Below are 25,184 nucleotides of genomic sequence, written 5' to 3'. Positions count from 1 at the left end.
GGGCGCCGGGCGCGCGTCAGCCGACGGGGACCAGGGTGAGGTAGGCGATTCCGAGGATGCCGCGGTAGCCGCGCAGCCAGGACGCCCGGTGCCGGTCCACGCGCTCGCGGATCCCGGCTGCGGCGGGGTGGTCGGCGTTGGCGGCGAGCCACTCCTCCTCGTCGGCCAGGTAGCCGGACTCGAACTCCTCCCACTCGTCGTCGTTCGCCGTCTCGATCCGTTCGACGCGGAACCCCGCACCGACGGCGAGGTCGACGAGCCCTGCGAGGTCGTGGTGGTCGTCGGCCGAGGCGCCCGGCCACATCAGGGCCAACTCGCCGGGGGCCGGGGGCCGCTGCCAGAAACCTTCGCCGAGCAGGACGCGCCCGCCCGGGGCGACCAGGCCGCGGAGCGCCCGGAGCACCGCGGCAGGGCTGTACGGCTCCTCCTCGGCAAGGGCCTGGCCGGCCCCGACACACAGGACGAGGTCGGCCGGCCCCCGGGCCGTCGTGGACGCCGGCCCCTCCACGAACCGGGCGCGCCCGGCGAGTCCGCGGGCCGCGGCGTTGCGCCGCCCCCGGGCCAGGTCGTCGGCGTTGACGTCGACGCCGAGGCCGGTGGCCCCGGGCACTGCTTCGAGGATGCGGAGCATCAGCTCTCCCCAGCCGCAGCCGATGTCGAGGACGCCGGCCGGGGCGCTCCGGGCGAGCCTGTCGACCAGGCGGGCCGCCCGGTCCTCGGAGATGGGACCGTGGAAGGCCAGGCGGGTGAGGCGGGGCGGGAGATCGGTGTCCGTCATGGACCGGAACGCTAACCCCGGCGCGGCGGCGCGGGCACCGGTTTTCCGTCGGGGCCGGGGCGAACGCCGGACCGCGGCGCTTCCGCGCGGATAGCGTGGGCCCATGGAGCAACGTCTCAGCATGGTCACCCTGGGTGTGGCCGACGTCGGGCGGTCCCGGGCCTTCTACGAGCACCTCGGCTGGCGGGGCCAGGAGGTCGAGAAGACCGTCTTCCTCCAGGCCGGCGGCATCGCACTGGTCCTGTGGGGCCGTGACGAACTGGCGCGCGACTGCGGGATCGACGACAAGGGGCCGTCGGGCTTCGGCGGTTTCACCCTGGCGCACAACGTGCGGTCCCGGGAGGAGGTCGACGACCTCGTCGAGCAGGCCCGGCAGGCGGGCGCCACCGTCACCAAGCCCCCGGCCCCCACGTTCTACGGCGGCTACGCGGGGGTCTTCACCGACCCCGACGGCCACCCGTGGGAGATCGCGTACAACCCGGGGATCCCCCTCGCCGAGGACGGCTCGGTCGTCCTCCCCGACTTCGGCGCCCGGTAGCAGCTCAGGGCCCCGCCCCGGAGGACCGGCCGGGGCGGGTGCGGCAGGATGGGGGCATGAGCATCGTGAAGATCAACGTCCTGACCGTGCCGGCCGAGCAGCGGGAGGTGCTGGAGAAGCGGTTCGGCGCCCGCGCCGGCGCCGTGGAGAACTCCGACGGCTTCGAGTGGTTCGAGCTGCTGCGCCCGGTGGAGGGCACCGACCAGTACCTCGTCTACACCCGGTGGCGCAGCGAGGAGGACTTCCAGGCGTGGATGGAGGGGCCGATGAAGGCCGCCCACCAGGGCGGCGGTGCGGGCGGCGAGGGCGGGGAGCGCCCGAAGCCGGCCGCGACCGGGTCCACCGTGTGGTCCTTCGAGGTCGTCCAGCAGGCCGGCCCCAAGCAGGGCTGAGACCGCCGCGGAACAGCGCCGTGGAACGCCGCCGCCCCGCTGCCTCTTCCACGAGGCGGCGGGGCGGCGGTGTCACCGGCGGCGGCCGGCGGTCAGCACAACGGCACGCCCGGCAGCTTGGCGTCGGGGTGGTCGATGTAGATGTTGGTGATGAAGCCGCCCTGGTCGCGCAGCTTGCTCCACCAGTTGTTGGTGTAGCCCTCGGCGCTCACGGTGTCGCCCTGCTTCTGGCACACGACCACGACGTCGGTCGGGCCGGAGAGGCTGCCGACCACCGCCGAGCTCAGGTAGGCGTCGGCGCGGACGCGCACGTCGCTGCCCCAGGTGCGGAAGGCGGTCCCGCCGCTGCTGCAGCCGTTGTCGCTGGTCAGGTGGTACTGCCCGTAGGAGGACGGGTAGGGCAGCGCGGATCCGTTGATGCGGATGTCCTGCCCGACGCCGTTGTAGAGCTGCTCGTAGTGGATGTGCGGGCCGGAGGAGTTCCCGGTGCTGCCCGTCGTGCCGATCTGCCGGCCCTGGCTGACGTAGGTCCCGCTGGCGACCGAGTAGCTCGCCAGGTGGAAGTAGTAGGTCTTCCAGCCGCCGCCGTGGTCGATGACGATGTAGTTGCCGGCGCCGTCGGGCTGCGACATGCGGGTCGCGGTGCCGCCGGCGGAGGCGAGCACGGGGGCACCGGAGGTGGTCCCGCCGTCCGAGCGCACGAAGTCCAGGGCGCGCCTGACCTCGGCGGAGTGGTGGCTGTAGGTCCACTTCTGCCCGCAGGCGAAGGGGGCCTTGAAGTTGGGGGCGGCATGCGCCTGCCCGGGGACGGCGAGCGGGACCGCGACGGCCGCGGCGAGTACGGCGAGCGCGGAGAGTGCGCGTCTGAAGAACACGGCGGTGGCTCCTCGGGCCGGAGGGGCGAGCACGGGACGTGGTGCGTGGAACAGGGGCGCGGAGCAGGGGTGCGGAGCGCGGACACGGCCGGCGGACCGAGCGCCGCCCGGTCCGCCGGCCGGGCCACTCTACCCGCGTTGACATGACCTCAACAATCCCTTGTCCCCTCGTGCCCGGCGCGTCGGACAGCGCGCGGGACGTACGGCGAGACGTACGGCGGGGCGGTCGCCGGACCGGGCATGGCCGGCGGCGGAAGGGCCGTGGTGGGATGGCACCGTGACCCGCGCCGCAGAAGAAAGCAACCGACGCATGCTCCGGGCACGGGACGCGATGGACCGCGACTACGCGCGGCCGCTGGACGTCCCGGCCCTGGCCCGGATCGCCCACGTGTCGGAGGCGCACTTCACGCGGACCTTCCGGGCCGTGTTCGGCGAGACACCGCACCGCTACCTGCAGCGCCGCCGGGTGGAGCGGGCGATGTTCCTGCTGCGGGAGACCGACCGCACCGTGACGGAGATCTGCTACGAGGTCGGCTTCGGCAGCACGGGCACCTTCAGCCGCACGTTCCGCGACATCGTCGGCCGGCCGCCGCGGACGTACCGAAGGGAGGCGGTGGCCGCGCGCGTCCCGACGTGCTTCACGATGGCGTGGACGCGGCCGGGTTCCCGGCCGTCCGCCGATTGAGCAGTTTCGGATAAGTTTCCGTCCCCCCGGCCCACTAGCGTGAGATCCATGTTCAACGCCATCACGCACTCGCAGATGTACGTCCTCGACCAGGACGAGGCCGTCGATTTCTACGTCGGCAAGCTCGGCCTGGAGATCGCAGCCGACATAGACATGGGCTTCATGCGCTGGCTGGCCGTCAGCGTTCCCGGCCACCCCGAACGGCAGGTCCTGCTGGAGCGGCCGGGCGCTCCGGCGATGTCGGAGGAGACGGCGGAGCAGGTCCGCGAGCTGGTGGCCAAGGGTGCGATGGGCGGCTGGCTGATCCTCACCACGGACAACTGCCGCAAGACCTACGAGACGCTGCTGGAGCGGGGGGTGGAGTTCACCGAGGAGCCCACCGAGCGCCCGTACGGGATCGACTGCGGTCTGCGCGACCCCTTCGGCAACCGCATCCGCTTCACCCAGCCGAAGGCCTGAGACCGCCCGGCGGGCCGTCCTCCCCGCGGAGGGCGCGCCGGGCACGGTCCGGCCGCTGCCTCGGCGTGACGGTCAGGGGCGGCACCCGGACCGCTCCGCCGCCGCGCCCGCATCGACGACGCGCCCCGGGCCCCGTCCGGGACCCGTACCTGGACCCGTACCTGGACCGCCCCGAGCCCGGCCCGGGATCGCCTCGGGCCCCCGCCGCATGATCGGCCGGCCGGGTCCTAGGCGCGGATGTGGGGGTGGTGGGGGCGGTAGGGGTCGCGGTGGGCGGACGGGCGGTCGTCGTCGCCCCCGCACAGGTCGTCGCTGAGCCGGTCGAGCAGGTCGGCGAGTTCGGCGTGCTCGCGGGGCTCCCAGTCGCCGAGCAGGGCTGCCAGTTCCTGCCGGCGGGCGGCGGACAGCCGGCCGGCCGCCTCGCGTCCGGCGGGAGTGAGGCTGAGAGGGAGGCCCAGCCGCTCGGCCAGCCGCAGGGACTCGACCTGGAACGCCGCGTCCTCGACGACCTCGCCCGGGACGGCGGCGCGCCGGGCCAGCTCCACGGGGTCGACGGGCCCGTGCCTGAGCAGGCGCAGCAGCAGCCAGCTCGACGCGGGGTACAGGTCGAGGCCGGCGGCGGCGGTGATGCGGGTGTACAGGTCGCGGCGCGCCTGGCGGCAGCCGAGCACGGACAGTTCGCGGGCGACCTCGTCGAGCGAGGAGCGCTCGACGGGGTTGGTGCCGACGGTCTCGCCCATCTCGGGGACGGTGACCGAGGCGCGCAGGGGCAGTTCCCTCAGGAACCAGGAGAGCACGAAGGCCAGCGCGGCGACCGGGAGCGCCCACAGGAAGACGGTGGTGACCGCCTCCGAGTAGGCGTGCAGCACCCCCTGGCGCAGGTCCGCCGGCAGGGCCGCCGCGGCGCGCGGGTCGCCCTGCAGCCCCTCCCGCGAGACCCCGGGGGGCAGCTTCCGGCCGGCCAGGGTCCGCTCCAGCTCGCCGGCGAGCCGGCCGGTGAAGACGGCGCCGAAGACGGCGACGCCGAAGGCCGCCCCGACGGAGCGGAAGAAGGTGACGCCGGCGGTGGCCGTGCCCAGGTCCTCGTAGGCGACGGCGTTCTGCACGGCCAGGACCAGGATCTGGACGACCATGCCGAGGCCCAGGCCGAGCACCAGGAAGGCCAGGCTCGTCCGGCCGGTGGAGGAGTCCTCGTCGAGCAGGTGCAGCAGGTAGAGGCCGGCGCAGGTGACCGCGGTGCCCGCCACGGGGAACGCCTTGTAGCGGCCGGTGCGGGCGGCCAGCTGCCCGGAGGCGGTGGAGGTCACCAGCATGCCAAGCACCATGGGCAGCATGTGGACCCCGGACATCGTCGGCGAGACGCCGTGGACGACCTGGAGGAAGGTCGGCAGGTAGGTGAGGGATCCGAACATCGCGAAGCCGGTGACGAAGCCGATCACCGCGCACAGCGTGAAGGTGCGGTTGCGGAACAGCCGCAGCGGCAGGACGGGTTCGGCGGCCCGCCGCTCGACGGCGACGAACGCCGCCAGCAGCACCGCGGCCAGGGCCGCCAGTCCGAGGACCCGGCCGGAGCCCCACGCCCAGGTGGTGCCTCCCAGGGAGGCCACCAGCACCAGGCAGGCGGCGACGGCCGCGATGAGGAACGCGCCCGGGTAGTCGATGCGGTGCGGGGTGCGGCGGGCGGGGATGCGCAGGGCCACGGCGACGACGGCCAGCGCGGCGGCGCCGAGCGGCAGGTTGACGTAGAAGACCCAGCGCCAGCTCAGGTGGTCGACGAACAGGCCGCCCAGCAGCGGCCCCAGGACGCTGGCGGCCCCGAAGACCGCGCCGAACACGCCCTGGTAGCGGCCGCGGTCGCGGGGCGCCACGAGATCGCCGACGATCGCCGTGGACAGCACCATCAGCCCTCCGCCGCCCAGCCCCTGGACGGCGCGGAAGGCGATCAGCTGCGTCATGTCCTGCGCCACGCCGCACAGCGCGGAACCGGCGAGGAAGACGACGATGGCGGCCTGGTAGAGCTTCTTCCGCCCGTACATGTCGCCGAGCTTGCCCCACAGGGGCGTGGCCGCCGTCGAGGCGAGCAGGTAGGCGGTGACCACCCACGACAGGTGCTCCAGACCGCCCAGTTCACTGGCGATGGTGGGCAGCGCGGTGGCGACGACGGTCTGGTCGAGGGCGGCCAGCAGCATGCCGGTCAGCAGCGCTCCGACGGCCGGCAGGACCGGGCCGCCCGGCCGCCCGGGGGCGGACTCCGCCCGTCCGGGTGCGGTGGGGGTCGCCGGTCCGTGTGCCATGGCCCGCTCCTCGCGTCGCGCTCCGCGTCACCGTCGCATTCCAATCTTCACTTCCATGTCCGGAAATGACCTGCCGAGTACCGCATTCACGCTCTTGCTTTTCTGTGCGGCGGCGCTCCCTTTCTGCATAATCACCCCCCGACAGGACCGTCGGGGGCAGGAGAAGGAGAGCTCGTGGGCGCAGAGCCCTGCGCCGTGTGCGGCGCGGTGACGCCGGGGCCGGAAGGCGCACCGGGTTGCGGATGCCCCGGGCGGCACGCGGTGGACGGCACCGGGCCCCTGGGGGCCCCGGGGACCGGCCCGGGAACGGGACCGGGAACGGGACCGGAGTCCTTCCGTCCGCTGCGGGTCAGGCCCTACGCACCGGCCGTTCCCCCCGGGGACGGGCGGGACGGCACGGACGGTTGGGACGGCAGGGGCGGCGCGGACACCGGGCCCGCGGGCACCGGCGGGCCGGGCCCGGCGGGCGGGGGCGTTCCCGGGGCCGCGGCCGCCACGGTTTTGATGCCGTCCCTCGCGCACGGCCCGGCAGACTCCCGCCTCGACGACGTGGAGTTGTTCCCCGGGGCCGGCTCCCGCCCGCACGAGCACGGAAGCGGCCACGCGGGCGGGCACGGGCACGAGGGCGGAGGCACCACGGAGGGCCGCGGGGAGGCCGGGAAGGACGCGGGCGCCCCGGACGAGCCCGTCGTGACCCTCGGACGCGCTGCAGCCCCGGGGCGTCGGCGGCGGGCCCGGAAACGCGGTGTCCGCCCCCTGGCCGCGGCCGGGGCGGCCGCGGGAGTGGCCGCGGTGACGGCCCTGGTGGTCGCCCTGTCCGGCGGGGACGGCGAACGGCACGACCTTTCCGGGCCGGACGGAGGCCGGGCCCTGCCGACAGTTCCCCTGCCCTCCCTGACGGCCACCGCGGAGCCCGGTTCGCCGACCGGTTCGCCGACGGCCCCGGGCAGCTCCTCCGCGGACGCCTCCTCCTCGGCCACCGCCTCCCCGTCCGGCACCGGCACATCGGCCCGGGCGTCGGCCCCGGCTTCCTCGTCCGCCCCCTCCGGCACGTCCGCGGAGTCGGCCCCTCCGACCTGGTCCGACAACGGCAGACCCGGCAGGGGACCGGTCCTGCGCGTCGGGGACAGCGGTTCCGAGGTCGTGGAACTGCAGTACCGGCTCAGCGCGGCGGGGACGTACGGCACCCGCCAGAGCGACGGCGTCTTCGACGAGGACGTGAAGGACGCGGTGGCGCGCTACCAGGCCCGCGAGGGCATCGAGGGCGACGCCCCCGGCGTCTACGGCCCGTCCACCCGGCGGGCCCTGGAGTCCGAGACCTGAGACCCCCCGCCCCGGCGCAGCGCACCGGGGCGGGGACAGTACGCAGGGACGCGCCGGGGGGGGGCGGCGCACTGCGAACGGGGCGCGGCAACCGGGCCGGGGACGCCGTTCCTCGCCCGGAGCGGCCGGCACGGCCCCACGCGGCGGGCCGGGCGGAGGGCCCCGGGCGCGGCGGGACTCCGCGCGGCGGGCCGGGCGCGGCAGCCCGGGTGCGGCAGGCTGGACGATGGGGCGGCCCGGCCGTCCCCGGGCCCGGGGCCCGCTCCTCACCCGCCGCCCGCCGCTTCCGTCCCATGAGGTTCCGCCGTGCCGGTGAACGACTTCGGTCCGCTCCAGTTCCAGCTCGTCCTGCTGCGCCGCATGGCGGACCACCAGCCGCACCTGGTCGAGGACGCGCTGCGCACCCTCGGCGTCGACAGGGCCGAGATGCGGGAGGCGAACCGCCGCTGGCAGGCGATGGTCCGCTCGCGCGGTTTCCCGCACGGCGAGCGCCGTTTCCGGTCGGTGCTCGGGCCCGCCGGGACGGTCTCCGCGCGGCGGATCGGGGACCTGGAGTGCCGGGCACTGCTGTGGCCGGTGCCGTTGTGGCCGGACCTGCGGTTCGAGGTGCTGACCGGCCCCGGCGGGGCGGTGTGGAACGAGTGGCTGGTGCGTGCCCCGGGGGCCGCCGGCCCTGCCCTGGCCTCGGTGGAGGACCTGCGGCCGTGGTCGTGCACGGTGGACGAGGTGGCCGCGGCTCCCGCCCTGCGCCCTGTGCGCCCGATGGAGGGGACGGCTCCGTCCCGGTGGCGGCTCGCACTGGGCGACGGGAGCGTCGCGCACTTCACCTGGGGACTGCTGCAGTACGTGGACCGGACGGATTGAGCGCGGGAACCGCTGGACGGTCCGGTGGGCCCGGGACGGTGAGCCCGGGGCGGCGCGGGCGAAGTCCCGGTACGCATGTGACCAGTGGGGCTGCCGTCACCCGTGAGGTGTACGGGGTGACGGTGCGGGGCGACGGCACGGAATCGGCGAGCGAAGGGAGTGGCTTCTTCGCCCCAGGTTTTGTATCGTGGAGGAACAAAGTGGTCCCGCCCACCTTTCCCTGACCAGGAGGGGCGGGACCGCTTCGTGCAACGTGCATCACCAGAGGAGATCTCCGATGCCGGTCACCGAGTTCACCGCCCGCGCCCTGCTGTTCGACATGGACGGGACCCTGGTGAACTCCGACGCGGCCGTGGAGCGCTGCTGGCGCCGCCGGGCGGACGAGGTGGGGCTGGACCCGGACGAGGTCCTGCGGGTGGCGCACGGGCGCCAGGGGCAGGCGACCATGGCCGAGTTGCTGCCCGACCGCCCCGAGGAGCTGAACCTGGCGGACAACCGCCGCATCCTCGACCGGGAGACCGCCGACACCGAGGGCGTCGTTCCGGTCGCCGGCGCGCCCGCTCTGATGGCCGCCGTCTCCGCCCTCCCGCACGCCCTGGTGACCTCGGCCGACTCCGGCCTGGCCCGGGCCCGGATGGGCGCCGCAGGGCTGACCGTGCCGCAGGTCGCAGTGACGGCGGAGTGCGTCGGCGCGAGCAAGCCGGACCCCGAGGGGTTCCTCAAGGGCGCGGCCGAACTCGGGTTCGCCCCGCGGGACTGCGTGGTCTTCGAGGACTCCGCGGCGGGGATCGCCGCCGGGCTCGCGGCAGGAATGCGGGTGATCGGCGTGGGCCCGCGCGCCGGGACCGGACCGCAAGCACCCACCGTGGCGGTCGCAACGCTGGAACAGGTGCGGGTGGAGCCGGTCGGCGACGGCACGGACCTGCTGCGCGTGGCGGTGGAGTCGCCGCACTGACCGCAGGCCGCACTGACCGCAGGCCGCACTGACTGCACACCGCACCGGCCGCACACCGCGCAGGCGGCAGGCCGCACACCGCGCAGGCGGCGGTGGAGCACGGACGCCGGGCGCCATGCGGCCCCGCCCCCCTTGCAGACCGGCCCGGACGAACCGCCTGGCCGAGCCCCCAATCGCCCGCCGTTTCACACAGGTTGTCGAACGGTCACATTCACCCCACCCCCCTTGCGCATGTCGTGAACATGACTTCACCCTGTTACCTGGCGTACCCCACCAGGAAATCCGCCGCCACCACTCTGGCGGCGGCCGCCAGGCCATGACCGCTCACCTCGCCCCCAGAAGGTCTCATGTTCCGCTCCTCCAGCCGGTCTCCCCGGAGCGCTTTCTACGCGCGTCGACGCGTCGGGCTCCTCGGCGCGCTCACCGCCGCCGCGTCCGCCCTGACCCTGATGCTCGGCACCGCGCCCGCCCAGGCCGCGCCCCCCACCCCGCCGAGCGCGTCCACGGCCCGCACCTACCTGGCCTCGCTCACGGTCAAGACCGAGGGCTCCTCCACCGGCTACTCCCGCGACCTCTTCCCGCACTGGATCACCCAGAGCGGCACCTGCAACACCCGCGAGGTCGTCCTGAAGCGCGACGGCACCAACGTGGTCCAGGACAGCAGCTGCGCGGCCACCAGCGGCAGCTGGTACTCCCCCTACGACGGGGCCACCTGGTACGCCGCCTCCGACGTCGACATCGACCACGTCGTGCCGCTCGCCGAGGCGTGGAGGTCCGGCGCCAGCAGCTGGACCACCTCGAAGCGGCAGGGCTTCGCCAACGACCTGACCCGCTCCCAGCTCATAGCCGTCACCGACAACGTCAACCAGGCCAAGGGCGACCAGGACCCGGCCGAGTGGATGCCGTCGCGCACCACCTACCACTGCACCTACGCGCGCATGTGGGTGTGGGTGAAGTACTACTACGGCCTCAGCGTCGACTCCGCGGAGAAGAACGCCCTGAGCTCCACGCTCAACGGCTGCTGACGGCCGCCGCCCGGGGCGCGTCCCGCGCTCCCCGGGCGCGCCCGCTGCACGCGGCGGGAACTCCGGCCATCCTGTAGGACGTCGGAACCCGCGGCGGAAGAGGTGACCGGAGTGGCCGGACTGAGGCTGGGACCGCTGCTGCGCCACGTCGGCACCACCACCGCGACCGTGTGGGTGGAGACCGACCGGCCCTGCGAGGTCGAGGTGGTGTGCGGCGCGCCCCTCGACGGCGGCGGCACCGGCGATGACAGCAGCGGCGGCAGCAGCGGCAGCGGGAACGCGGCCTCCGCCTCCTGCCGCACCTGGCGGGTGGCCGGGCACCACTACGCCCTCGTGGTGGTGCCCGGCCTGCCCCCGGGCAGCGTCCTTCCCTACCGGGTGCTGCTGGACGGCGCCCCCGTGTGGCCCCCGGCGGACGCCGGCCACCCGCCGAGCACCGTCCGCACCCTGCCCGACGACTCCGGCGCCGTCCGGGGCGACGCCACCGTCCGCGTGGCGTTCGGCTCCTGCCGCTGGACGACCCCGGGCGCCGCGGACAGCCCCTCCGTCGGTCCCGACGCCCTGGACACTCTCGCCGCGCACCTCGCCCGCAGCCCCCGGCGCGAGTGGCCGGACGTACTGCTCCTGCTGGGCGACCAGGTCTACGCCGACGAGGTCTCCCCCGGCACCCGCCGCTACCTGGCCGGCCGCCGCACCGGAAGCCCCGGCGAGGCGCCCGCCGACCAGGTGGCGGACTACGAGGAGTACACGCACCTCTACCACGAGAGCTGGCTCGACCCCGGGATCCGCAGGCTGCTCTCCACCGTCCCCAGCTGCATGATCTTCGACGACCACGACGTCATCGACGACTGGAACACCTCCGAGGCCTGGCTGGCCGGGATGCGCGGCACGCCCTGGTGGCGGGAGCGGATCCTCGGCGGCTTCGCCTCCTACTGGGTCCACCAGCACCTGGGCAACCTCTCCCCCGCCGAGCTGGAGACCGACAAGCTGTACGCCGAGGTCCGCGCCGCGGGCGCGGGCGACGGCGACGCGTACCCCCTGCTGCGCGAGTTCGCGGCCCGGGCCGAGGCCGACCCCGGCGCGATGCGCTGGAGCTACCGCCGGGACTTCGGCCGGGTGCGGCTGGTGATGGTGGACTCCCGGGCCGGCCGGATCCTCGAGGAGGACGGCCGGCGGATCCTCGGCGAGGACGGCATGGAGTGGCTGCGGGAGCAGTGCACCCCCGACGGGTCCTTCGACCACCTGCTGATCGGCACCTCCCTGCCCTGGCTGCTCCCGCACGCCGTCCACGACGCCGAGACGTGGAACGCCGCCCTGTGCGCGGGCCGGCGCGGCCCCCGCTGGGCCCGGCTGTCGGAGAGGATCCGCCGGGCCGGGGACCTGGAGCACTGGGCGGCCTTCCCGGAGTCCTTCGAGGCCCTGGCCGGCGTCGTGGCCCGGGCCGGCCGCGGACCGGAGGCGCCCGCGTCGGTCTGCGTCCTCTCCGGCGACGTGCACCACGCCTACGTCGCCGACGCCCGGTGGCGGAAGGGCGAACGGCCCGGCAGCGCGGTGTTCCAGCTGACCTGCTCCCCCGTGCACAACAGCGTCCCGGCCGCGATCCGCCTGGGGTTCCGGCTCGGCTGGAGCCGCCCGGCCCGCTGGGCGGGCCGGGCCCTCCGCCGGCACGGGCACGGGGCCGCCCCGTCGGTGGCCTGGCGCAGGAGCGCGGGGCCGTTCTTCGGCAACCAGCTGATGACCCTCACCCTCACCGGGCGGGCGGCCAGGCTGCGCCTGCAACAGGCCCGCCCCGCACCGGGAGGCCCGCGGCTGGTCACAGTGCTGGACAGGGCACTGACCCCGGGCGTCGGCGGCGCCGCCGGGCCCGGCGGTGCCGCCGGCACGCCCCGGACCGGGTGACGCCCGGCAGCCCGCCTCCCCGTCGTCGCATTCCCGGCGCCGCATTCCTCTCCGTCACCTCTCCGGCCGCCGTGCTTCGCCCCCGGCGTCCGGACTGTCCCGTTACGGACCCTGCCGACGCTTTGGCCGGACGCCCGACGTACCCTGTGCTGGGCGTGCCGCCACGGGGCGTGCCCGGGAGGGCCGCCCCTGCCGCCGCTCCGGACGCCGCCGGGCGTCCGCTGCGACGTCGCGGCAGCAGCAGGGCGGGCCCGGACGGTCGGGCACCGCACGTCGGACATGGAGAAAAGGTGCTCGAACCCCTGGGGTCACTGCTGGAGTCGCAGTGGATGTACGCCCTCGTCGCCCTCTCGGTCGTCCTGGACGTCTTCCTGCCGGTGCTGCCCAGCGGCGTCCTCGTCGTGACGGCGGTGACCGCCGTCGGCGCCGGGACGGCCGACGGACCCGTGCGGATCCTCCTGCTGCTGCTCTGCACCGCCGCCGCCTCCTGCCTGGGCGACTACGCCGCCTTCCGCCTGGCCCGGCGCCGCAGCGAGCACCTGGAGCGGCTGCTGGCTCGCTCGAAGCGTCTGACCAGGGCGCAGGAACGTTTCGGCAAAGTCCTGTCCCGTGGCGGCGCGACCCTCTTCCTCCTGGCCCGCTTCGCCCCCGCGGGACGCTCCGTGCTCAGTCTGGGCGCGGGATCCGTCGAACGCGGGAGCCGCGAGTTCCTGTGCTGGTCCGGGCTGGCCGGCATCGCCTGGGCCGGCTACAGCGTCGGTCTCGGCTACCTGGGCAGCACCTGGATCGACGTACCCTGGCTGACCCCGCTGCTGTCGGTCCTCGCCTTCTTCGGCACCGGAGCCCTCGCCGCCCGCGCCCTGCGCGGCAGCACCCCCGCCCGGCAGCAGGGCTGACCCGACCGGGGGCGGGCGACCGGACCCCGGGAGTGGTGACCGGCCCGGAGGGCAGCCGGTCCCGGGGGCCGCGCGGCCGGTCCCCGGGGGGGGCGGTCCGGACCGCCCGGGGCCACCGCGGGGTGTCCGCAGCGTGAACCGCGGGACCCGCACCGGCGCCCGGGGACGTCCTTCAGCCCCTGCACACCCACGGGTCCCGAATCCGTCATGTCACGGTCAGCGGGCGGGGCGAGACATGGGGGAGCGCCATCCGCCCACCGTTCTCCCCACGCTCCGGAGACACGCCCATGACCGCAGCACCGGCCACCGCCGCCACCGCCACCGCGCCCTTCGTCCCCGCTCCCCCCGTGCCCGCGCCCGCGGCGCCCGGGCCCGGGCCCGTCCGGTCCGCGCCCGCCCGCTCCGTGCCCGCCGCCCCGGCCGGGACCGCGCCCGCCCGCTACTCGGTCCTGCTCGCCGCCGACGAGGACGACGTGCGCGCCGCGCAGCGCCTGCGCCACGAGGTGTTCGCGGGCGAGATGGGAGCCTCCCTCTCCACCCCCGTCCCCGGTCTGGACGTCGACCCCTTCGACGCCCACTGCGACCACCTCCTCGTCCGGGAGGAGGCGACCGGCGAGATCGTCGGCACCTACCGCCTGCTCTCCCCCGCCGGGGCCACCGCGGCGGGCGGCCTGTACTCCGAGACCGAGTTCGACCTGTCGCGCCTCGCCGGGCTGCGTCCCGCCCTGGTGGAGGCCGGACGCTCCTGCGTCCACCCCGGCCACCGGGACGGCGCAGTCGTGGGCCTGATGTGGGCCGGCATCCTGCGCTACCTCCTGGAGCGCGGGCACACCTGGGTCGCGGGGTGCTGCTCGGTGCCCCTGGCCGACGGCGGGGCGACGGCCGCCGGGGTCTGGCAGTCCGTCCGCGCCCGGCACCTCTCCCCCGCCGAGTACCGCGTCACCCCGCACCGCCCGTGGGACGCCGCCGGGGCCGCCGGGCCGGAGCCCGCGGCCCGGACGGCGATGCCCGCCCTGCTGCGCGGATACCTGCGCCTGGGCGCCCAGGTGTGCGGGGCCCCCGCGCACGACCCCGGCTTCGGGGTGGCCGACCTGTACGTGCTGCTCTCCCTGGAGCGCACCGACCCCCGCTACCTGCGGCACTTCATGTCGCTCGGATCCGCCCGGTGAACCCGTGGTCCCCGGTGGCCCCGTGCACCCCGCAGGACTGCCTGGCCGGCACCGCGCCGTCCGTCGGCCGCGTCCGGCGCTGGTCCCGGTACGCGGCGGCCGCCGGGGTCGTACTGGCCGGGCTGGTCCTGACCGCGCCGGTAATGCGGCTGCCGGCACCGCACCGGCACCGGGCGGTGCGGTGGTGGGCGCGGGCGATCACCGGCGCGTTCGGGGTGCGCACGCGCATCTCCGGCGTCCCGGCGACGGCCCCGGCCGGCGGGATGCTCCTGGTGGCCAACCACGTCTCGTGGCTGGACGTGCTGCTGGCCGCCGCCGTTCGGCCGGGCCGGATGCTGGCCAAGGCGGAGGTGCGCCGCTGGCCGGTGCTCGGCCGCCTGGCCGCGGCCGGCGGGACCCTGTTCGTCGACCGGCACCGGCTGCGCGGGCTGCCGGGCACCGTCGCCGGGATCACCGCCGCGCTGCGCGGCGGCTCCACCGTGGTGGCGTTCCCCGAGGGGACCACCTGGTGCGGGCGGCCGGGCGGGCCGTTCCGCCGGGCCGTCTTCCAGGCGGCCCTGGACGCTGGCGTTCCCGTGCAGCCGGTGGCGGTCGGCTACCGGCTGGCGGACGGCACGCCGACCACGGTGGCCTCGTTCGTCGGCGAGGACACGCTGCTCGCCTCGGTGCGGCGGGTGGCCGGGGCCCGCGGCCTGGTCGCCGAGGTGACGGTCCTGCCCCCGATACCGGCCGGGGCCCACCGGGACCGGCGCGACCTGGCCCGCGCCGCCCGGGCCGCGGTGGACGGCGCGACGGACGGCACGGAGGCCGGCACGACAGCTCAGGGCTCCGCGGGTCAGGGCAGGTGCGGGTGGGAGGCCTCCGCCCCGGTGCGGTCGTCGCACACCAGGAGCAGGAGTGCGGCGCGTTCCGTGCCGACGGACCGGACCTTGTGGGGCACCGTGGCCCTGAAGTAGGCGGAGTCGCCCGGTTCGAGGGCGATGGAGCGGGAGGGAAGGAGCAGTTCGGCCCGGCCCCGGTGGACGAAGAGGAACTCTTCGCCCGGGTGGTCCCGGAAGGGCACCGAGTCGGCGTCGTGCGGCGGGTACAGCATGAACGGCGTCATCCGTTTGGTGCCGGCCCGGAGCGCCATGCCCTCGTAGCGGGACCCGGGCTCCTGGTCGGCCGTGAGCATCTGCCGTTCTCCGGCCCGGGTGACCGTGACGTCGGCGAGCTCTTCGGCATCGGCGAACAGGTTGTCCAGCGGGACGTCCAGGGCCCGCGCGAGTGAGGCGCTGACCGCGATGGACGGGACGCTCTGCCCCCGTTCGACCTTGGACAGGTAGCTCTTCGTGACGCCGGAACGCTCGGCAAGCACCTCCAGCGTCATCAGCCGCTCCTTGCGCAGCTGCCGTACCCGATTGATCACTGTCACTTCCCCTCACGCCGCCCCGCGGGCCGGGAAGCGGCCGGGCGGCACCCCAGTATGTCCCGCCGCGCTCCTTCACGCGGTCCCGGCCCGGTGCCGCCTTCACGTCAGGAAACTTTGTGTCCTATAGTGAACAACGTTTCCTCAAGGTGTCGCTCCGAGCGGCACCCGACGACGGGGCCCTCCGCAAGGCCGGCGCCCCGGGACTGGAGCAGACATGGCAAAAACACTCCGGGACACGAAGGACGTGCTCGTCGGCCGCGCCGAGCAGCAGATGCGCGAACACTTCACCGACCCGAAGCTGACCGTCCGGCAGAAACTGGCCCTGACCTGCCGCATCGCCTTCGACGGCGGGCACGACTCGGGACTCGCCGGCCAGATCAGCGCCCGCGGACAGGAACCCGGCACCTACTACACCCAGCGCCTCGGCCTCGGCTTCGACGAGATCACCGAGGACAACCTGCTCCTCGTGGACGAGGACCTGCAGGTCCTCGAGGGCGAGGGCATGCCCAACCCCGCGAACCGGTTCCACACCTGGATCTACCGGGCCCGCGAGGACGTCAACTGCATCATCCACACCCACTCGCTGCACACCGCGGCGCTGTCGATGCTGGAAGTCCCCCTCGTGGTCTCCCAGATGGACACCACGCCCCTGTACGACGACTGCGCCTTCCTCAAGGACTGGCCCGGCGTGCCGGTGGGCAACGAGGAGGGCGAGATCATCTCCGCGGCCCTCGGCGACAAGCGCGCCATCCTCCTCGCGCACCACGGCCACCTCGTCACCGGCCGCACCGTCGAGGAGGCGTGCAGCCTGGCGGTCCTCATCGAGCGCGCCGCACGCCTCCAGCTGCTCGCCATGTCGGCGGGAACCGTCCGGCCGCTGCCCCCGGCCCTCGCCCGCGAGGCCCACGACTGGACCTCCACCGACCGGCGGAACCGGGCGAACTTCGCCTACTACGCGCGCAGGGCACTGCGCAACCACCCCGACTGCCTCACGAACAAGGTGGAGATCTGATGGCGACACCGCCCCTGAAGGGCATCGTCTCGTACCCCGTCACCCCCTTCTCCCCGGCCACGGGCGAGGTCGACCTGCCCGCGCTGCACCGGCTCACCGACGAGCTGGTCGCCGCCGGGAGCCACGCCGTCGCCCCGCTGGGCAGCACCGGTGAGAGCGCCTACCTGCGGGAGGGCGAGTGGGACGCGGTCTGCCGGACCACCCTGCAGGCCGTGGCGGGACGGGTCCCCACCCTGGTCGGCGTCTCGCACTGGAGCACGGAGGAGACCGTCCGCCGCGCCCGCGTCGCCGCCCGCGGCGGAGCCACCGCGATCATGGTGCTTCCGCAGATGTACTGGAAGCTCACCACGGCGGAGCTCGAGCAGCACTTCGCCGCGGTCGCGGCGGCGGCCGACCTCCCGGTGATGCTCTACAACAACCCGGGCACGACCGGCGTCGACCTGCGGCCGGAGACGGTGGTGGCGCTCGCGCGCAGGATCCCCGGCCTCACCATGGTCAAGGAGAGCTCGGGCGACGTCTCCCGCTTCCGCGACATCCTCGAGATGTCCGACGGCGAGCTGTCGGTCTACAACGGGAACAACCCCGTGGCCCTGGAGGCGTTCCGCGCCGGCGCCGTCGGCTGGTGCACCGCAGCGCCCTGCCTGGTGCCCCGGTGGTGCCTCGAACTCCACGCCGCGGCGCTGCGGGGCGAGGAGGACAGGGCCGACGCGGTCCTGGAGGAGCTCCTGCCGTTCCTGAGGTTCATCGTCGGCCACGGACTGCCGCGGGCCGTCAAGGCGGGCCTGGAGATCCAGGGCAGGGGCGTCGGCCTTCCCCGGGCGCCGCTGCTGCCGCTGCCGGCCGAGGAGGCGGAGCAGCTCCGGGAACTGCTGGAGCGGCTCGCCTCCCGCCCGCTGCCGGATAACGCGGCCGCCGGAACGGCAGGGCCCGCCTCCTGAGGCCGGCCCGTGCCTCCCGCCCGCGTCCGCCGGGCGGGAGGCACGGGCGGACGGCACCAGCGATCCGAACCGCCCCGCACGGCCGTCGGACAGCGCGGCCGTGCGGGAGCGCCGACCCCCGGGGTCTCCCTCACCCGACGGCGCGCGCCGGAGGAACACACCGGCCCGCCGGACCCCGGAGCCGAGGAAGAACCATGTCCCGGAACATCACGCCGCCCCGGGCGCAGGAGACTGCGAACGCCATCGGCGAAACGATTCTGCGCCGGACCCTGCGGCGCCACGCCGCCGGCGTCACGATCATCACCGTGGCCGGACCGGCCGGCTTCACCGCCACGTCCTTCACCTCCGTCTCGCTGGAGCCTCCCCTGGTCTCCTTCTGCGTGGCGTCGGCCGCCTCGGTCGCAGGGGCGGTGCAGCGGGCCGACCGCTTCGCCGTCCACCTGCTGGGGCCCGACGACGCCGAGCTCGCGGACCGCTTCGCGCGCAGCGGCGTCGACCGGTTCGCCGGCACGGCCGGCGCGTACGGGCCCGACGGCCTGCCGGTCCTCACCGCCGCGCCCGCCTGGCTCAGCGCCCGCATCGTCGCGCGGCATCGCGCCGGGGACCACGTGCTGGTCGTCGGTGCGGTCGACGGCGGCGGCGTCCGAAGGGAAGCACCGGCACTGCTGCGCCACGACGGCGCGTACGCGACCGCGAAGCGCCTGCCCTCTTCCCCGTCCCCGTCCCCGTCCCCGTCCCCGTCCGAGGAGGGTCCCGGGACGGCCGCACGGGCGGGTCGGCGCGGGGACGACGGGTCGGCCCCTCCCGTCCGTTCCGCCCGTCCTGTCCGGACCGGGCGGCGCGAATGACGGCGGGCCCCGGGGCGAAGTGCCTCAGACCGGCTGCGGCTCCATGCCCTGCGCCGCCCGGACGGCCTGCGTGTACGTGCGGCGCAGCCGGTCCAGCTCCTCCAGGTCCTCGCGGGACCAGGAGCGTCCGGCGCGGCGCGCCACGAACTCCCTGACCGCCTCGTTGGCGGCCGCAACATTCTCTTGCGAATCCCCCTGCATGGCAGACATCTTACGAGCAACCTCGGACAAAACCTCCGCCCGTGCAGTGAATCACGTAACCAGGAGAACACGCACCGTTCCCCCGCGCCGCCTCCCCGCACACCCCCACCTCCGCACCGGGTGCCCCGATTCACCCCTCTGACCAGCGGTTTGCCCCCTCCGTGCCGCACGGGGAGCCGGGAACGCCCCGGGCACCCGGGGTCGCACACGCCTCCTTCACGATGCGGCGGAGTTGCGAACATCACTCCGTCATATGCCGCCGACCGCGGGCCCGGTGCCGTGGTCCGGGGCTGCGGGGAGCCCGGGAGCGGCGCCCCCTCAAGGACGCGGGGGCAGGGGGTGTTCGGCCCAGATCGTCTTGCCCCCGGCGTCCTGGCGCGCGCCCCACCCCTGCATGAGCCGGGCGACCAGCAGGAGTCCGCGGCCCCCCTCGTCGAAGGCGCGGGCCCGCCGCAGGTGGGGGGCGGTGGCGCTGCTGTCGGACACCTCGCAGATGAGGGTGCGGTCGCGGATCAGCCGCAGCCGGACAGGGGGCCTGCCGTAGCGGACGGCGTTGGTGACCAGTTCGCTGACCACCAGCTCGACGACGAACGTGAGGTCGTCCAGGCCCCATGCCGCCAGCTGCTCGGCGGCCAGCTTGCGGGCCCGGGGAACGGACGCGGGATCGTCCTCCACCTGCCAGGTGGCGATCTGGTGCGGGGCCAGGGCCCGGGTGCGGGCGAGCAGCAGGGCCACGTCGTCCGGGGCCGCGCCGGGCACCATGTCCTCCACCACGGCGTTGCCCGTGGTCTCCGGGTCGGCCGTGTGCGCGGCCGCCAGGGCGCGGCGCAGCCGCTCCAGCCCCTCGTCCACGTCCCTGCCGCGCGCCTCCAGCAGGCCGTCCGTGTAGAGGGCGATCAGGCTGCCCTCGTCGAGCTCCACCTCGACCGCCTCGAAGGGCAGGCCGCCCACCCCGAGCGGGGGCCCGGGGGACACCGGCAGGAACTCCACGGTCCCGTCCGGCGCGACGACGGCGGGCGCCGGGTGGCCGGCGCTGGCCGCCCGGCAGCGGCGGGAGACGGGGTCGTAGACCGCGTACAGGCAGGTGGCGCCCATGTCGGTGACGGGGACGCCCCCGAACGGGTCGGCCTCCGCGCCCAGACCCTCCGCCTCCTCGTTGAGGTGGAGGACCAGATCGTCCAGATGGGTGAGCAGCTCGTCGGGCGGCAGGTCCACCTCGGCGAGGGTGCGCACCGCGGTGCGCAGCCGTCCCATGCTCGCCGAGGCGTGCAGGCCGTGTCCGACGACATCGCCGACGACCAGGGCCACCCGGGCCCCGGAGAGCGGGATCACGTCGAACCAGTCGCCGCCGATGCCGGCCCGGGCACCGGCCGGCAGGTAGCGGGAGGCCACTTCGACCGCCGTCTGCCCCGGCAGGCGTTGCGGGAGGAGGCTGCGCTGCAGGGTGATCGCGGCGGCCCGCTCGCGGGCGAAGCGGCGGGCGTTGTCGATGCAGACCGCGGTACGTGCGGCGAGCTCCTCGGCGAGCATGAGGTCGTCGGCGCTGAAGGGCCGCAGGTGCGCGCCCCGGGCGAGGACGGCAACGCCCAGCACGGTGCCGCGGGCGATCAGCGGGACGGTCATCACCGAGTGGAAGCCCTCGGCGCGGACGCCGGGGTCCACGACCGGGTTGCCGGCCGGCCAGCGCGCCGGGCCGTGCCCGGGCCCGAGCACGGGGCCGAGCCCGAAGGAGGCAGGCTGTTCCGGCTCGGCGGCCAACCGCACGGACGGCCTGCCGGTCGCCAGGCACTCGACCACCGCAAGCCCGCCGGGGGTGCCGGGCGCGGCGGGGGCGGCGGGGGCGGCGGGACCGGCGCCTTCCGGTCCGGGCCGCGCCGGGCCCCGGGCCCCGTCCGGTCCCGGCCTCCCGTCCGCACCCGCGCGCCCGTCCGCGGGCCCGTCCCCGCCCGCGGAACGCTGTGCGGTGCGGCGCAGGCGGACGGGGTCCGCAGCCGGTCCGTCCCGCAGCTCGCCGTTGCCGAACAGGGACTCCAGCAGTTCCACCCGCACGTGGTCGGCGAAGCGCGGAACCACCACCTCGGCCAGTTCCTCGGTGGTGCGCACCATGTCCAGGGTCAGGCCGATGGACCTGCTGGCCTCGTTCAGCAGGACGAGTCGCCGGCGCGCCCAGTACTCCTCGCTCATGTCGAGCCCCCAGGCCGTCACGGCGCACACCCGGTCGGACTCGTCCCTGGCGGCCCAGATGCTGGAGGCCCAGGCCCGCTCCTGCCCGCTCCCCTCCTTGAGGAAGCTGATGTGCCGGGCGGGTTCCCCCGTGCGCACCACCTGGCGCATCCGCTCCCGGAAACCCACGTAGGAGGGGTCGGGGACCGCGGTCTCGAAGGGCCGCCCGCGCACCTCGTCCTCGCCGGCCTCCATCAGCCGGGCCGCGGCCTCGTTCACCCGCCAGAACCGCAGATCGGCGTCGTAGATCCACATGCTGAACGGGGACTGGTCGAAGGTCCGCTCGAGGATCTCCCGGTCCTGCTTCCTCTGCCGCAGCCCCTGCGACTCGGCCGTCAGGAGCCAGCCCTGCGAGCAGCCGCCCCCGTCGAGCAGCGGGTACGCGCACAGGTCGAGCTCCAGGCGGTGGCCGTCCCTGTGGCGCAGGGCCACCGGCCCGCTCCACGGCAGCGCCTCGGCGGGGTCCCTCCCCGGCCCGGCCGGAACGGGCAGGGGCGGAGGCGGGGGTGCGGGGGTTCCGCCGGAGGCGGGAGCGGGGGCCGCCGCCGCAGTACCGGCGCCCGGGCCGTCCCCGGCCAGCAACTCGGCCGCGGGACGCCCTACCGCCTCGGCGCAGGAGTAGCCGAGCATGCGCCGGGCCCCCTCGCTCCACCCGGTCAGGACCCACCGCGCGTCCGCCGTGGCCGTGGCGGTGTACGCAGGGGCCTGCGGCTCCTGCGCCTCGTCGCACGATCCGGCGCCCATGTCGTCCGTCCCACACCTGCGGAGTGACAGCTGTCCAGTCCAGAGTGGTCCCACTGGCGCGGCCCAACAAATCGGACGACGTTGTCGGACCCCCCTCGTAGACTCACCCGGGTGATGGGGGACGTGAAGTCGAGGAAGGCAGTGGAGACCACGAGGACCACGGGGACGGCCGCGGAGACCGCGGGAACGGCGGGGGTCGTGGAGACGGCGAACCGGGCGCTGCGCGAGCTGGTGCGCCTGCACGGCGACCGGCCGTGGACGTCGGCCGAGCTCGCCGAGCTGGCCGAACTGCGCCGGCAGTGGCTGACCGCCGTCCGCTCCCAACTGGTCCGCGCCGCCTGACCCCGCCCCCGGCCGCGCCGGTGCGGGCCGGGCGGCCGACGTGTCCGAGGCCGGGAACGGCGGAACGGGTCCCGGTTCCGCCGTCGTCGTCACGGGGGTCCAGAGCCGTCCGCGGGACACAGCGGCTGCCCGGCGGGGCCGGCGCCGGGGCGTCCGGCGGGGCGTCCGGCGTTCCCGTGCCACCGGACCCGGTACGCGTCGGGGAGTCCGTACGGACCGGGCCGGCCCGTGGCAGGAGGGTGGGTCCCGTTCAGGTAGTGGTCGCCGACGTCGCGGAGTCCGCCGGCGGCGGGGCGTTGCGCCGTCAGGGTGTGGGCGTTGCGCCAAAACCTGTCGAGCCCGGGGCCGCCGGCCGGCGTGAGGACGCCTGCGGTGATGTGCAGCGCCGCCCTCTCGGCGACGGATTCCGCGGTGGCGACGAGGACCGCGATGTCCGCGCGCTCGTCGGCGCCGAGCTCCCCTCCGGCGAGGACTCCTCTCTCCAGGGCTCCTCCTGCGCGTTCGAGGAGCGCGTCGGCGGCGCGGGCGGCGGTCACCATCTCTCCGTACGCCACGAGGAGGCCCTGCTCCGTTCCGGCGCAGCAGCACTCTGTGCACCCGTTCCCGTGGGGCGGGGCGGACGGCGGGGCGGGCAGCTGGGCGGACGGAGCAGTCCTGCGGACGTCCCGCGCATCGGCCAACGCCCCCTCTGCGATCCCCAGGGCGACGTGGGCCAGGACGAGCCGGAGGGCGAGCGGGGCGAGCGCGGTGAAGGGCGGGACGGCGTGCTCGTCGCGCAGCCCCGTGCCGAGCAGGTGCTCCGCGTCCACCGGGACACCGTCGAAACCGACCCGTCCCGCTGCCGCGAGGCGCTGGCCGAGGCGTCCGTGCGCCGTTTCGAGCGACACTCCGGGGTGGGCCGGGTCCACCAGCACGACCAGCGAGTCCCCCGTGGCGGTGCACACCGCGTCGAGGACCAGCCGGTCGGAGACTGCCACGCCCGCGGCGATCTCCCTGCTCCCGTTGAGGAGGTGCCCGCCGCCGGACGGTTCGAGGGAGAGGTCGGGCTCCGCCCCGGTGTCCGGGGCGGCGGTGCTGCCGGCCCACAGCCACTGTTCCCGGACGGCGCGGAGTTCGAGCGCGGCGGCTCTCTCCGGCGTGCTGAAGAACCGTCCGCTCCACGACAGGGCGTAGTGGCGCCCGAGGAGTTCACCGACGGACCCGTCGGCCGCCGCGATCTCCCGGACGGCCGCACAGGCGGTGCGCCAGTCGGCTCCCCGCCGCATCGGGCCGTGCGGGTTCAGCAGCGCCGGCAACCCTGCTTCGCGCAGCCGTGAGACCTCGTCGAACGGGAGGCCGCCCTTCCGGTCCCGGGCGGCCGCGTCGATGGCGAGGTCGTCCGCGAGCTCGCGGACGACGCGGCCCCAGACCTGCTGTACGGCAGGGTGCTCGCCCCCGGGGGGCGCGGGAAGCGCCTCCGGTTCACGTGACACGGCGCCGTTCACCTCCCTGCGGGTTCAGACCGTGGTGGCGGTTCCGGAGGGGCGGGTGTCCGCGGTGTCGGCCGCGGGCTCCGCCGCTCCGGACCCCGCCGCCGAGGACAGGCGGCGGTGCGCCCTGAACGAGTGGGCCAGGGCGGCTGCCCACAGGACGTAGACGATCCCGTACACCGTCCACTGGGCGGCGTCGCCCGCGCCGATCCAGTCGCTGCGCACCAGGGTGCGGATGTTGGTGAGGACGATCAGGCCGCCCACCGCCGAGCCGAGGATGCGCGGGGGCACGTGGCGCACCAGCCACGCGGCGAGGGGCGCGGCGATCAGGCCGCCGATCAGCAGGGCCGCCGCCCAGGCCGCGTCGACCCCCTCGGAGCCGAGGCCGACGAGGAAGCCGAGGCTCGCGGCGACGGCGACCAGGAACTCGCCGGTGTCGATCGAGCCGACGACCTTGCGCGGTTCCAGGCGGCCGCCGGCCAGGACGGCCGGGGTGCCGACCGGTCCCCAGCCGCCGCCACCGGTGGCGTCGAGGAACCCGGCGACGAGGCCGAGCGGGCCCAGGAACCTCTTGCGCAGCGGCTTGCCGAGGTTGCCCTCGGGGAGCCCGAGGAAGGTGAACCGCAGCAGCACGTAGAGGCCGAGTCCCAGCAGGACCAAGGCCATCACCGGCTTGGCGAGGTCGGTGGAGAGGCCGGACAGGAAGGTCGCTCCCGCGAAGGCGCCGACGGCGCCGGGTATGCCGATCTTCGCGACGACGGGCCAGTCGACGTTGCCGAAGCGCCAGTGCGCCGCGCCCGAGGCGAGTGTGGTGCCGATCTCCGCCAGGTGCACGGTGGCGGAGGCCGCCGCGGGGTTGGTGCCGACGGCCAGCAGCAAGGTCGTGGACGTGACGCCGTAGGCCATGCCCAGGCTGCCGTCGACCAGTTGGGCTCCCAGCCCGGCCAGGGCCAACAGGATCAGTGTTCTCACGGCCACCTCGCAGAATCCCTAGTATTCCCACTGGAGTGATAGGGATTTTGACGGCGAACCCCCGCCCCGGCAAAGGGTGTTCATCAAATGGACGACGATATCTCAGAAAATGAGAAACCGCAGGTGGGAAAGGCAGGACAGGTGGGACAGGAGAGGGACCGGCTAGGGGTTGGCCCAGGCGGCGGGGTCCTCGGTCAGGGCGGACACGCCCCGGGGAAGCTCGCCCGACGCCACGTCGGCGAGGGAGACGCCCTCCAGGATCTGACGGACGTTTGCCCGCAGTGCGACCCACAGGGGCAGCAGCGACCCGGCGGGGCCCGTGTAGGACAAGTCCGGCGGCCGGACCCCGCGCACCGACACCAACGGCCCCTCCACGACGCGGATCACGTCCGCGATGCTGACGGAATCCGCCGGACGGGCCAGACGGTAGCCGCCGTTGACGCCGCGTTGGCTGACCACGAGCCCGCCCCGGCGCATGTCGTTCAGGATGCCCTCGAGGAACTTGTGCGGGATCTCCTGGGCGTCGGCGATGGCCTCGGCCTTGAGCGGCCCCTCGTCCCGGGCGGCGGCGAGCTGCAGCGCCGCCCGCACCGCATAGTCCGCCCTGGCCGAAATCCGCATGACCGCATTATCCCGCACCGCCTCCACCCACCGGCCACCGCCCGCGGGCCGCCCCGCCGCGCCGGCCCGCAGCCCTCCTCGGGGAAGGCGGAGGCGGAGGTGAAGGCGGAGGGCGAGTGGTCCTCCGGGCTCCCGGGGACGGATTCCGTCGCCTATGCTCGAGTCATGACCGTGCTCGTCAGCCGCCGCCACGTGGACCTGCTCCGCGTGGCCAGTGCCTCCTGTCGCCCCTGCGCCTGACGCCCTCGTCG

General features: G+C 75.1%; 24 protein-coding genes and 1 pseudogene. 16 read left to right on the top strand and 9 right to left on the bottom strand.

The genetic code is table 11. The features are described from left to right. Positions 1-16 precede the first annotated feature (16 nt). Complete coding sequence (locus GQS52_RS19830) at positions 17-778, bottom strand: class I SAM-dependent methyltransferase (RefSeq protein WP_182314700.1); 762 nt, start codon at positions 776-778, stop codon at positions 17-19. A 103-nt stretch (positions 779-881) separates the two neighbouring features. On the opposite strand from GQS52_RS19830, the gene GQS52_RS19825 reads away from it, so the two are divergent. Continuing rightward, positions 882-1,316 carry a VOC family protein gene (locus GQS52_RS19825; RefSeq protein ID WP_182314699.1) on the top strand — a complete coding sequence of 145 codons (435 nt, stop codon included), beginning with the start codon at positions 882-884 and terminating at the stop codon, positions 1,314-1,316. Between the two features lie 56 nt (positions 1,317-1,372). Then, a complete protein-coding gene (locus GQS52_RS19820; protein ID WP_182314698.1) occupies positions 1,373-1,708 on the top strand; it encodes an antibiotic biosynthesis monooxygenase in 336 nt (111 codons plus the stop codon). 92 nt (positions 1,709-1,800) lie between these two features. Here the strand turns inward: GQS52_RS19820 and GQS52_RS19815 are convergent, their stop codons facing one another. Further along, positions 1,801-2,583, bottom strand: coding sequence for a M23 family metallopeptidase (locus tag GQS52_RS19815; protein WP_182314697.1), 783 nt, complete (start codon positions 2,581-2,583; stop codon positions 1,801-1,803). A 277-nt stretch (positions 2,584-2,860) separates the two neighbouring features. Here GQS52_RS19815 and GQS52_RS19810 point away from each other — a divergent pair, with 277 nt between their 5' ends. Both GQS52_RS19810 and GQS52_RS19805 read left to right on the top strand, forming a co-directional pair. Further along, positions 2,861-3,268: an AraC family transcriptional regulator gene (locus GQS52_RS19810; RefSeq protein WP_182314696.1), complete on the top strand. Its 408-nt coding sequence runs from the start codon at positions 2,861-2,863 to the stop codon at positions 3,266-3,268. 48 nt (positions 3,269-3,316) lie between these two features. Beyond that, positions 3,317-3,727: a VOC family protein gene (locus GQS52_RS19805; RefSeq protein WP_182314695.1), complete on the top strand. Its 411-nt coding sequence runs from the start codon at positions 3,317-3,319 to the stop codon at positions 3,725-3,727. Between the two features lie 227 nt (positions 3,728-3,954). Here the strand turns inward: GQS52_RS19805 and GQS52_RS19800 are convergent, their stop codons facing one another. Further along, positions 3,955-6,021, bottom strand: a complete 2,067-nt coding sequence (locus GQS52_RS19800) for an MDR family MFS transporter (RefSeq protein ID WP_182314694.1) — start codon at positions 6,019-6,021, stop codon at positions 3,955-3,957. Positions 6,022-6,525: 504 nt separating this feature from the next. On the opposite strand from GQS52_RS19800, the gene GQS52_RS19795 reads away from it, so the two are divergent. The 8 genes from GQS52_RS19795 to GQS52_RS19760 all read left to right on the top strand — a co-directional run bounded on the left by GQS52_RS19795 (position 6,526) and on the right by GQS52_RS19760 (position 15,108). Beyond that, complete coding sequence (locus tag GQS52_RS19795; RefSeq protein WP_182314693.1) at positions 6,526-7,344, top strand: peptidoglycan-binding domain-containing protein; 819 nt, start codon at positions 6,526-6,528, stop codon at positions 7,342-7,344. Between the two features lie 360 nt (positions 7,345-7,704). Beyond that, positions 7,705-8,208: a hypothetical protein gene (locus GQS52_RS19790; protein WP_259371160.1), complete on the top strand. Its 504-nt coding sequence runs from the start codon at positions 7,705-7,707 to the stop codon at positions 8,206-8,208. A 277-nt stretch (positions 8,209-8,485) separates the two neighbouring features. Further along, a complete protein-coding gene (locus tag GQS52_RS19785; RefSeq protein WP_182314691.1) occupies positions 8,486-9,163 on the top strand; it encodes an HAD-IA family hydrolase in 678 nt (225 codons plus the stop codon). Between the two features lie 347 nt (positions 9,164-9,510). Further along, positions 9,511-10,188 carry an HNH endonuclease family protein gene (locus GQS52_RS19780; protein ID WP_182314690.1) on the top strand — a complete coding sequence of 226 codons (678 nt, stop codon included), beginning with the start codon at positions 9,511-9,513 and terminating at the stop codon, positions 10,186-10,188. 111 nt (positions 10,189-10,299) lie between these two features. After that, positions 10,300-12,087: an alkaline phosphatase D family protein gene (locus tag GQS52_RS19775; protein ID WP_182314689.1), complete on the top strand. Its 1,788-nt coding sequence runs from the start codon at positions 10,300-10,302 to the stop codon at positions 12,085-12,087. 290 nt (positions 12,088-12,377) lie between these two features. Then, complete coding sequence (locus tag GQS52_RS19770) at positions 12,378-12,983, top strand: VTT domain-containing protein (RefSeq protein ID WP_182314688.1); 606 nt, start codon at positions 12,378-12,380, stop codon at positions 12,981-12,983. 287 nt (positions 12,984-13,270) lie between these two features. Continuing rightward, positions 13,271-14,152, top strand: coding sequence for a GNAT family N-acyltransferase (locus tag GQS52_RS19765; protein ID WP_182314687.1), 882 nt, complete (start codon positions 13,271-13,273; stop codon positions 14,150-14,152). Continuing rightward, entirely contained in the window at positions 14,149-15,108 is a 960-nt protein-coding gene (locus GQS52_RS19760) for a lysophospholipid acyltransferase family protein (RefSeq protein ID WP_182314686.1), read from the top strand. Before GQS52_RS19765 ends, GQS52_RS19760 begins: the two co-directional genes overlap by 4 nt. On the opposite strand, the pseudogene GQS52_RS27940 reads toward GQS52_RS19760, so the two are convergent. Beyond that, positions 15,102-15,560: pseudogene (locus GQS52_RS27940) on the bottom strand (XRE family transcriptional regulator); the annotation flags it as partial. The gene GQS52_RS19760 and the pseudogene GQS52_RS27940 overlap by 7 nt on opposite strands. Positions 15,561-15,777: 217 nt before the next feature. Here GQS52_RS27940 and GQS52_RS19755 point away from each other — a divergent pair. The 3 genes from GQS52_RS19755 to GQS52_RS19745 all read left to right on the top strand — a co-directional run bounded on the left by GQS52_RS19755 (position 15,778) and on the right by GQS52_RS19745 (position 18,361). Further along, a complete protein-coding gene (locus GQS52_RS19755) occupies positions 15,778-16,575 on the top strand; it encodes an aldolase (RefSeq protein ID WP_182314685.1) in 798 nt (265 codons plus the stop codon). Then, the gene (locus GQS52_RS19750; protein WP_220472780.1) at positions 16,575-17,513 is read left to right on the top strand and encodes a dihydrodipicolinate synthase family protein; all 939 of its coding nucleotides are present in this window, start codon (positions 16,575-16,577) and stop codon (positions 17,511-17,513) included. The genes GQS52_RS19755 and GQS52_RS19750 overlap by 1 nt, the downstream gene beginning before the upstream one ends. 194 nt (positions 17,514-17,707) lie before the next feature. Beyond that, the gene (locus GQS52_RS19745) at positions 17,708-18,361 is read left to right on the top strand and encodes a flavin reductase family protein (protein ID WP_182314684.1); all 654 of its coding nucleotides are present in this window, start codon (positions 17,708-17,710) and stop codon (positions 18,359-18,361) included. A 24-nt stretch (positions 18,362-18,385) separates the two neighbouring features. Here the strand turns inward: GQS52_RS19745 and GQS52_RS19740 are convergent, their stop codons facing one another. Both GQS52_RS19740 and GQS52_RS19735 read right to left on the bottom strand, forming a co-directional pair. Next, the gene (locus GQS52_RS19740; protein ID WP_182314683.1) at positions 18,386-18,571 is read right to left on the bottom strand and encodes a hypothetical protein; all 186 of its coding nucleotides are present in this window, start codon (positions 18,569-18,571) and stop codon (positions 18,386-18,388) included. Between the two features lie 309 nt (positions 18,572-18,880). Continuing rightward, a complete protein-coding gene (locus GQS52_RS19735; RefSeq protein WP_182314682.1) occupies positions 18,881-21,529 on the bottom strand; it encodes a SpoIIE family protein phosphatase in 2,649 nt (882 codons plus the stop codon). 141 nt (positions 21,530-21,670) lie between these two features. Between GQS52_RS19735 and GQS52_RS19730 the strand changes: the two genes are divergently transcribed. Then, positions 21,671-21,871, top strand: coding sequence for a hypothetical protein (locus GQS52_RS19730; RefSeq protein WP_182314681.1), 201 nt, complete (start codon positions 21,671-21,673; stop codon positions 21,869-21,871). A gap of 89 nt (positions 21,872-21,960) precedes the next feature. Here GQS52_RS19730 and GQS52_RS19725 read toward each other — a convergent pair whose 3' ends face one another. The 3 genes from GQS52_RS19725 to GQS52_RS19715 all read right to left on the bottom strand — a co-directional run bounded on the left by GQS52_RS19725 (position 21,961) and on the right by GQS52_RS19715 (position 24,933). Continuing rightward, positions 21,961-23,343 carry an acyl-CoA dehydrogenase gene (locus GQS52_RS19725; protein WP_182314680.1) on the bottom strand — a complete coding sequence of 461 codons (1,383 nt, stop codon included), beginning with the start codon at positions 23,341-23,343 and terminating at the stop codon, positions 21,961-21,963. Between the two features lie 24 nt (positions 23,344-23,367). After that, positions 23,368-24,312: a sulfite exporter TauE/SafE family protein gene (locus tag GQS52_RS19720; protein WP_182314679.1), complete on the bottom strand. Its 945-nt coding sequence runs from the start codon at positions 24,310-24,312 to the stop codon at positions 23,368-23,370. 162 nt (positions 24,313-24,474) lie between these two features. Continuing rightward, the gene (locus GQS52_RS19715) at positions 24,475-24,933 is read right to left on the bottom strand and encodes an Rrf2 family transcriptional regulator (RefSeq protein ID WP_182314678.1); all 459 of its coding nucleotides are present in this window, start codon (positions 24,931-24,933) and stop codon (positions 24,475-24,477) included. Positions 24,934-25,184 lie beyond the last annotated feature (251 nt).

The sequence above is a fragment of the Streptomyces sp. SCUT-3 genome, assembly GCF_014083985.1.
GTDB lineage: Bacteria > Actinomycetota > Actinomycetes > Streptomycetales > Streptomycetaceae > Streptomyces_H > Streptomyces_H thermolineatus.
This window is presented reverse-complemented; position numbering and strand designations above follow the sequence as displayed.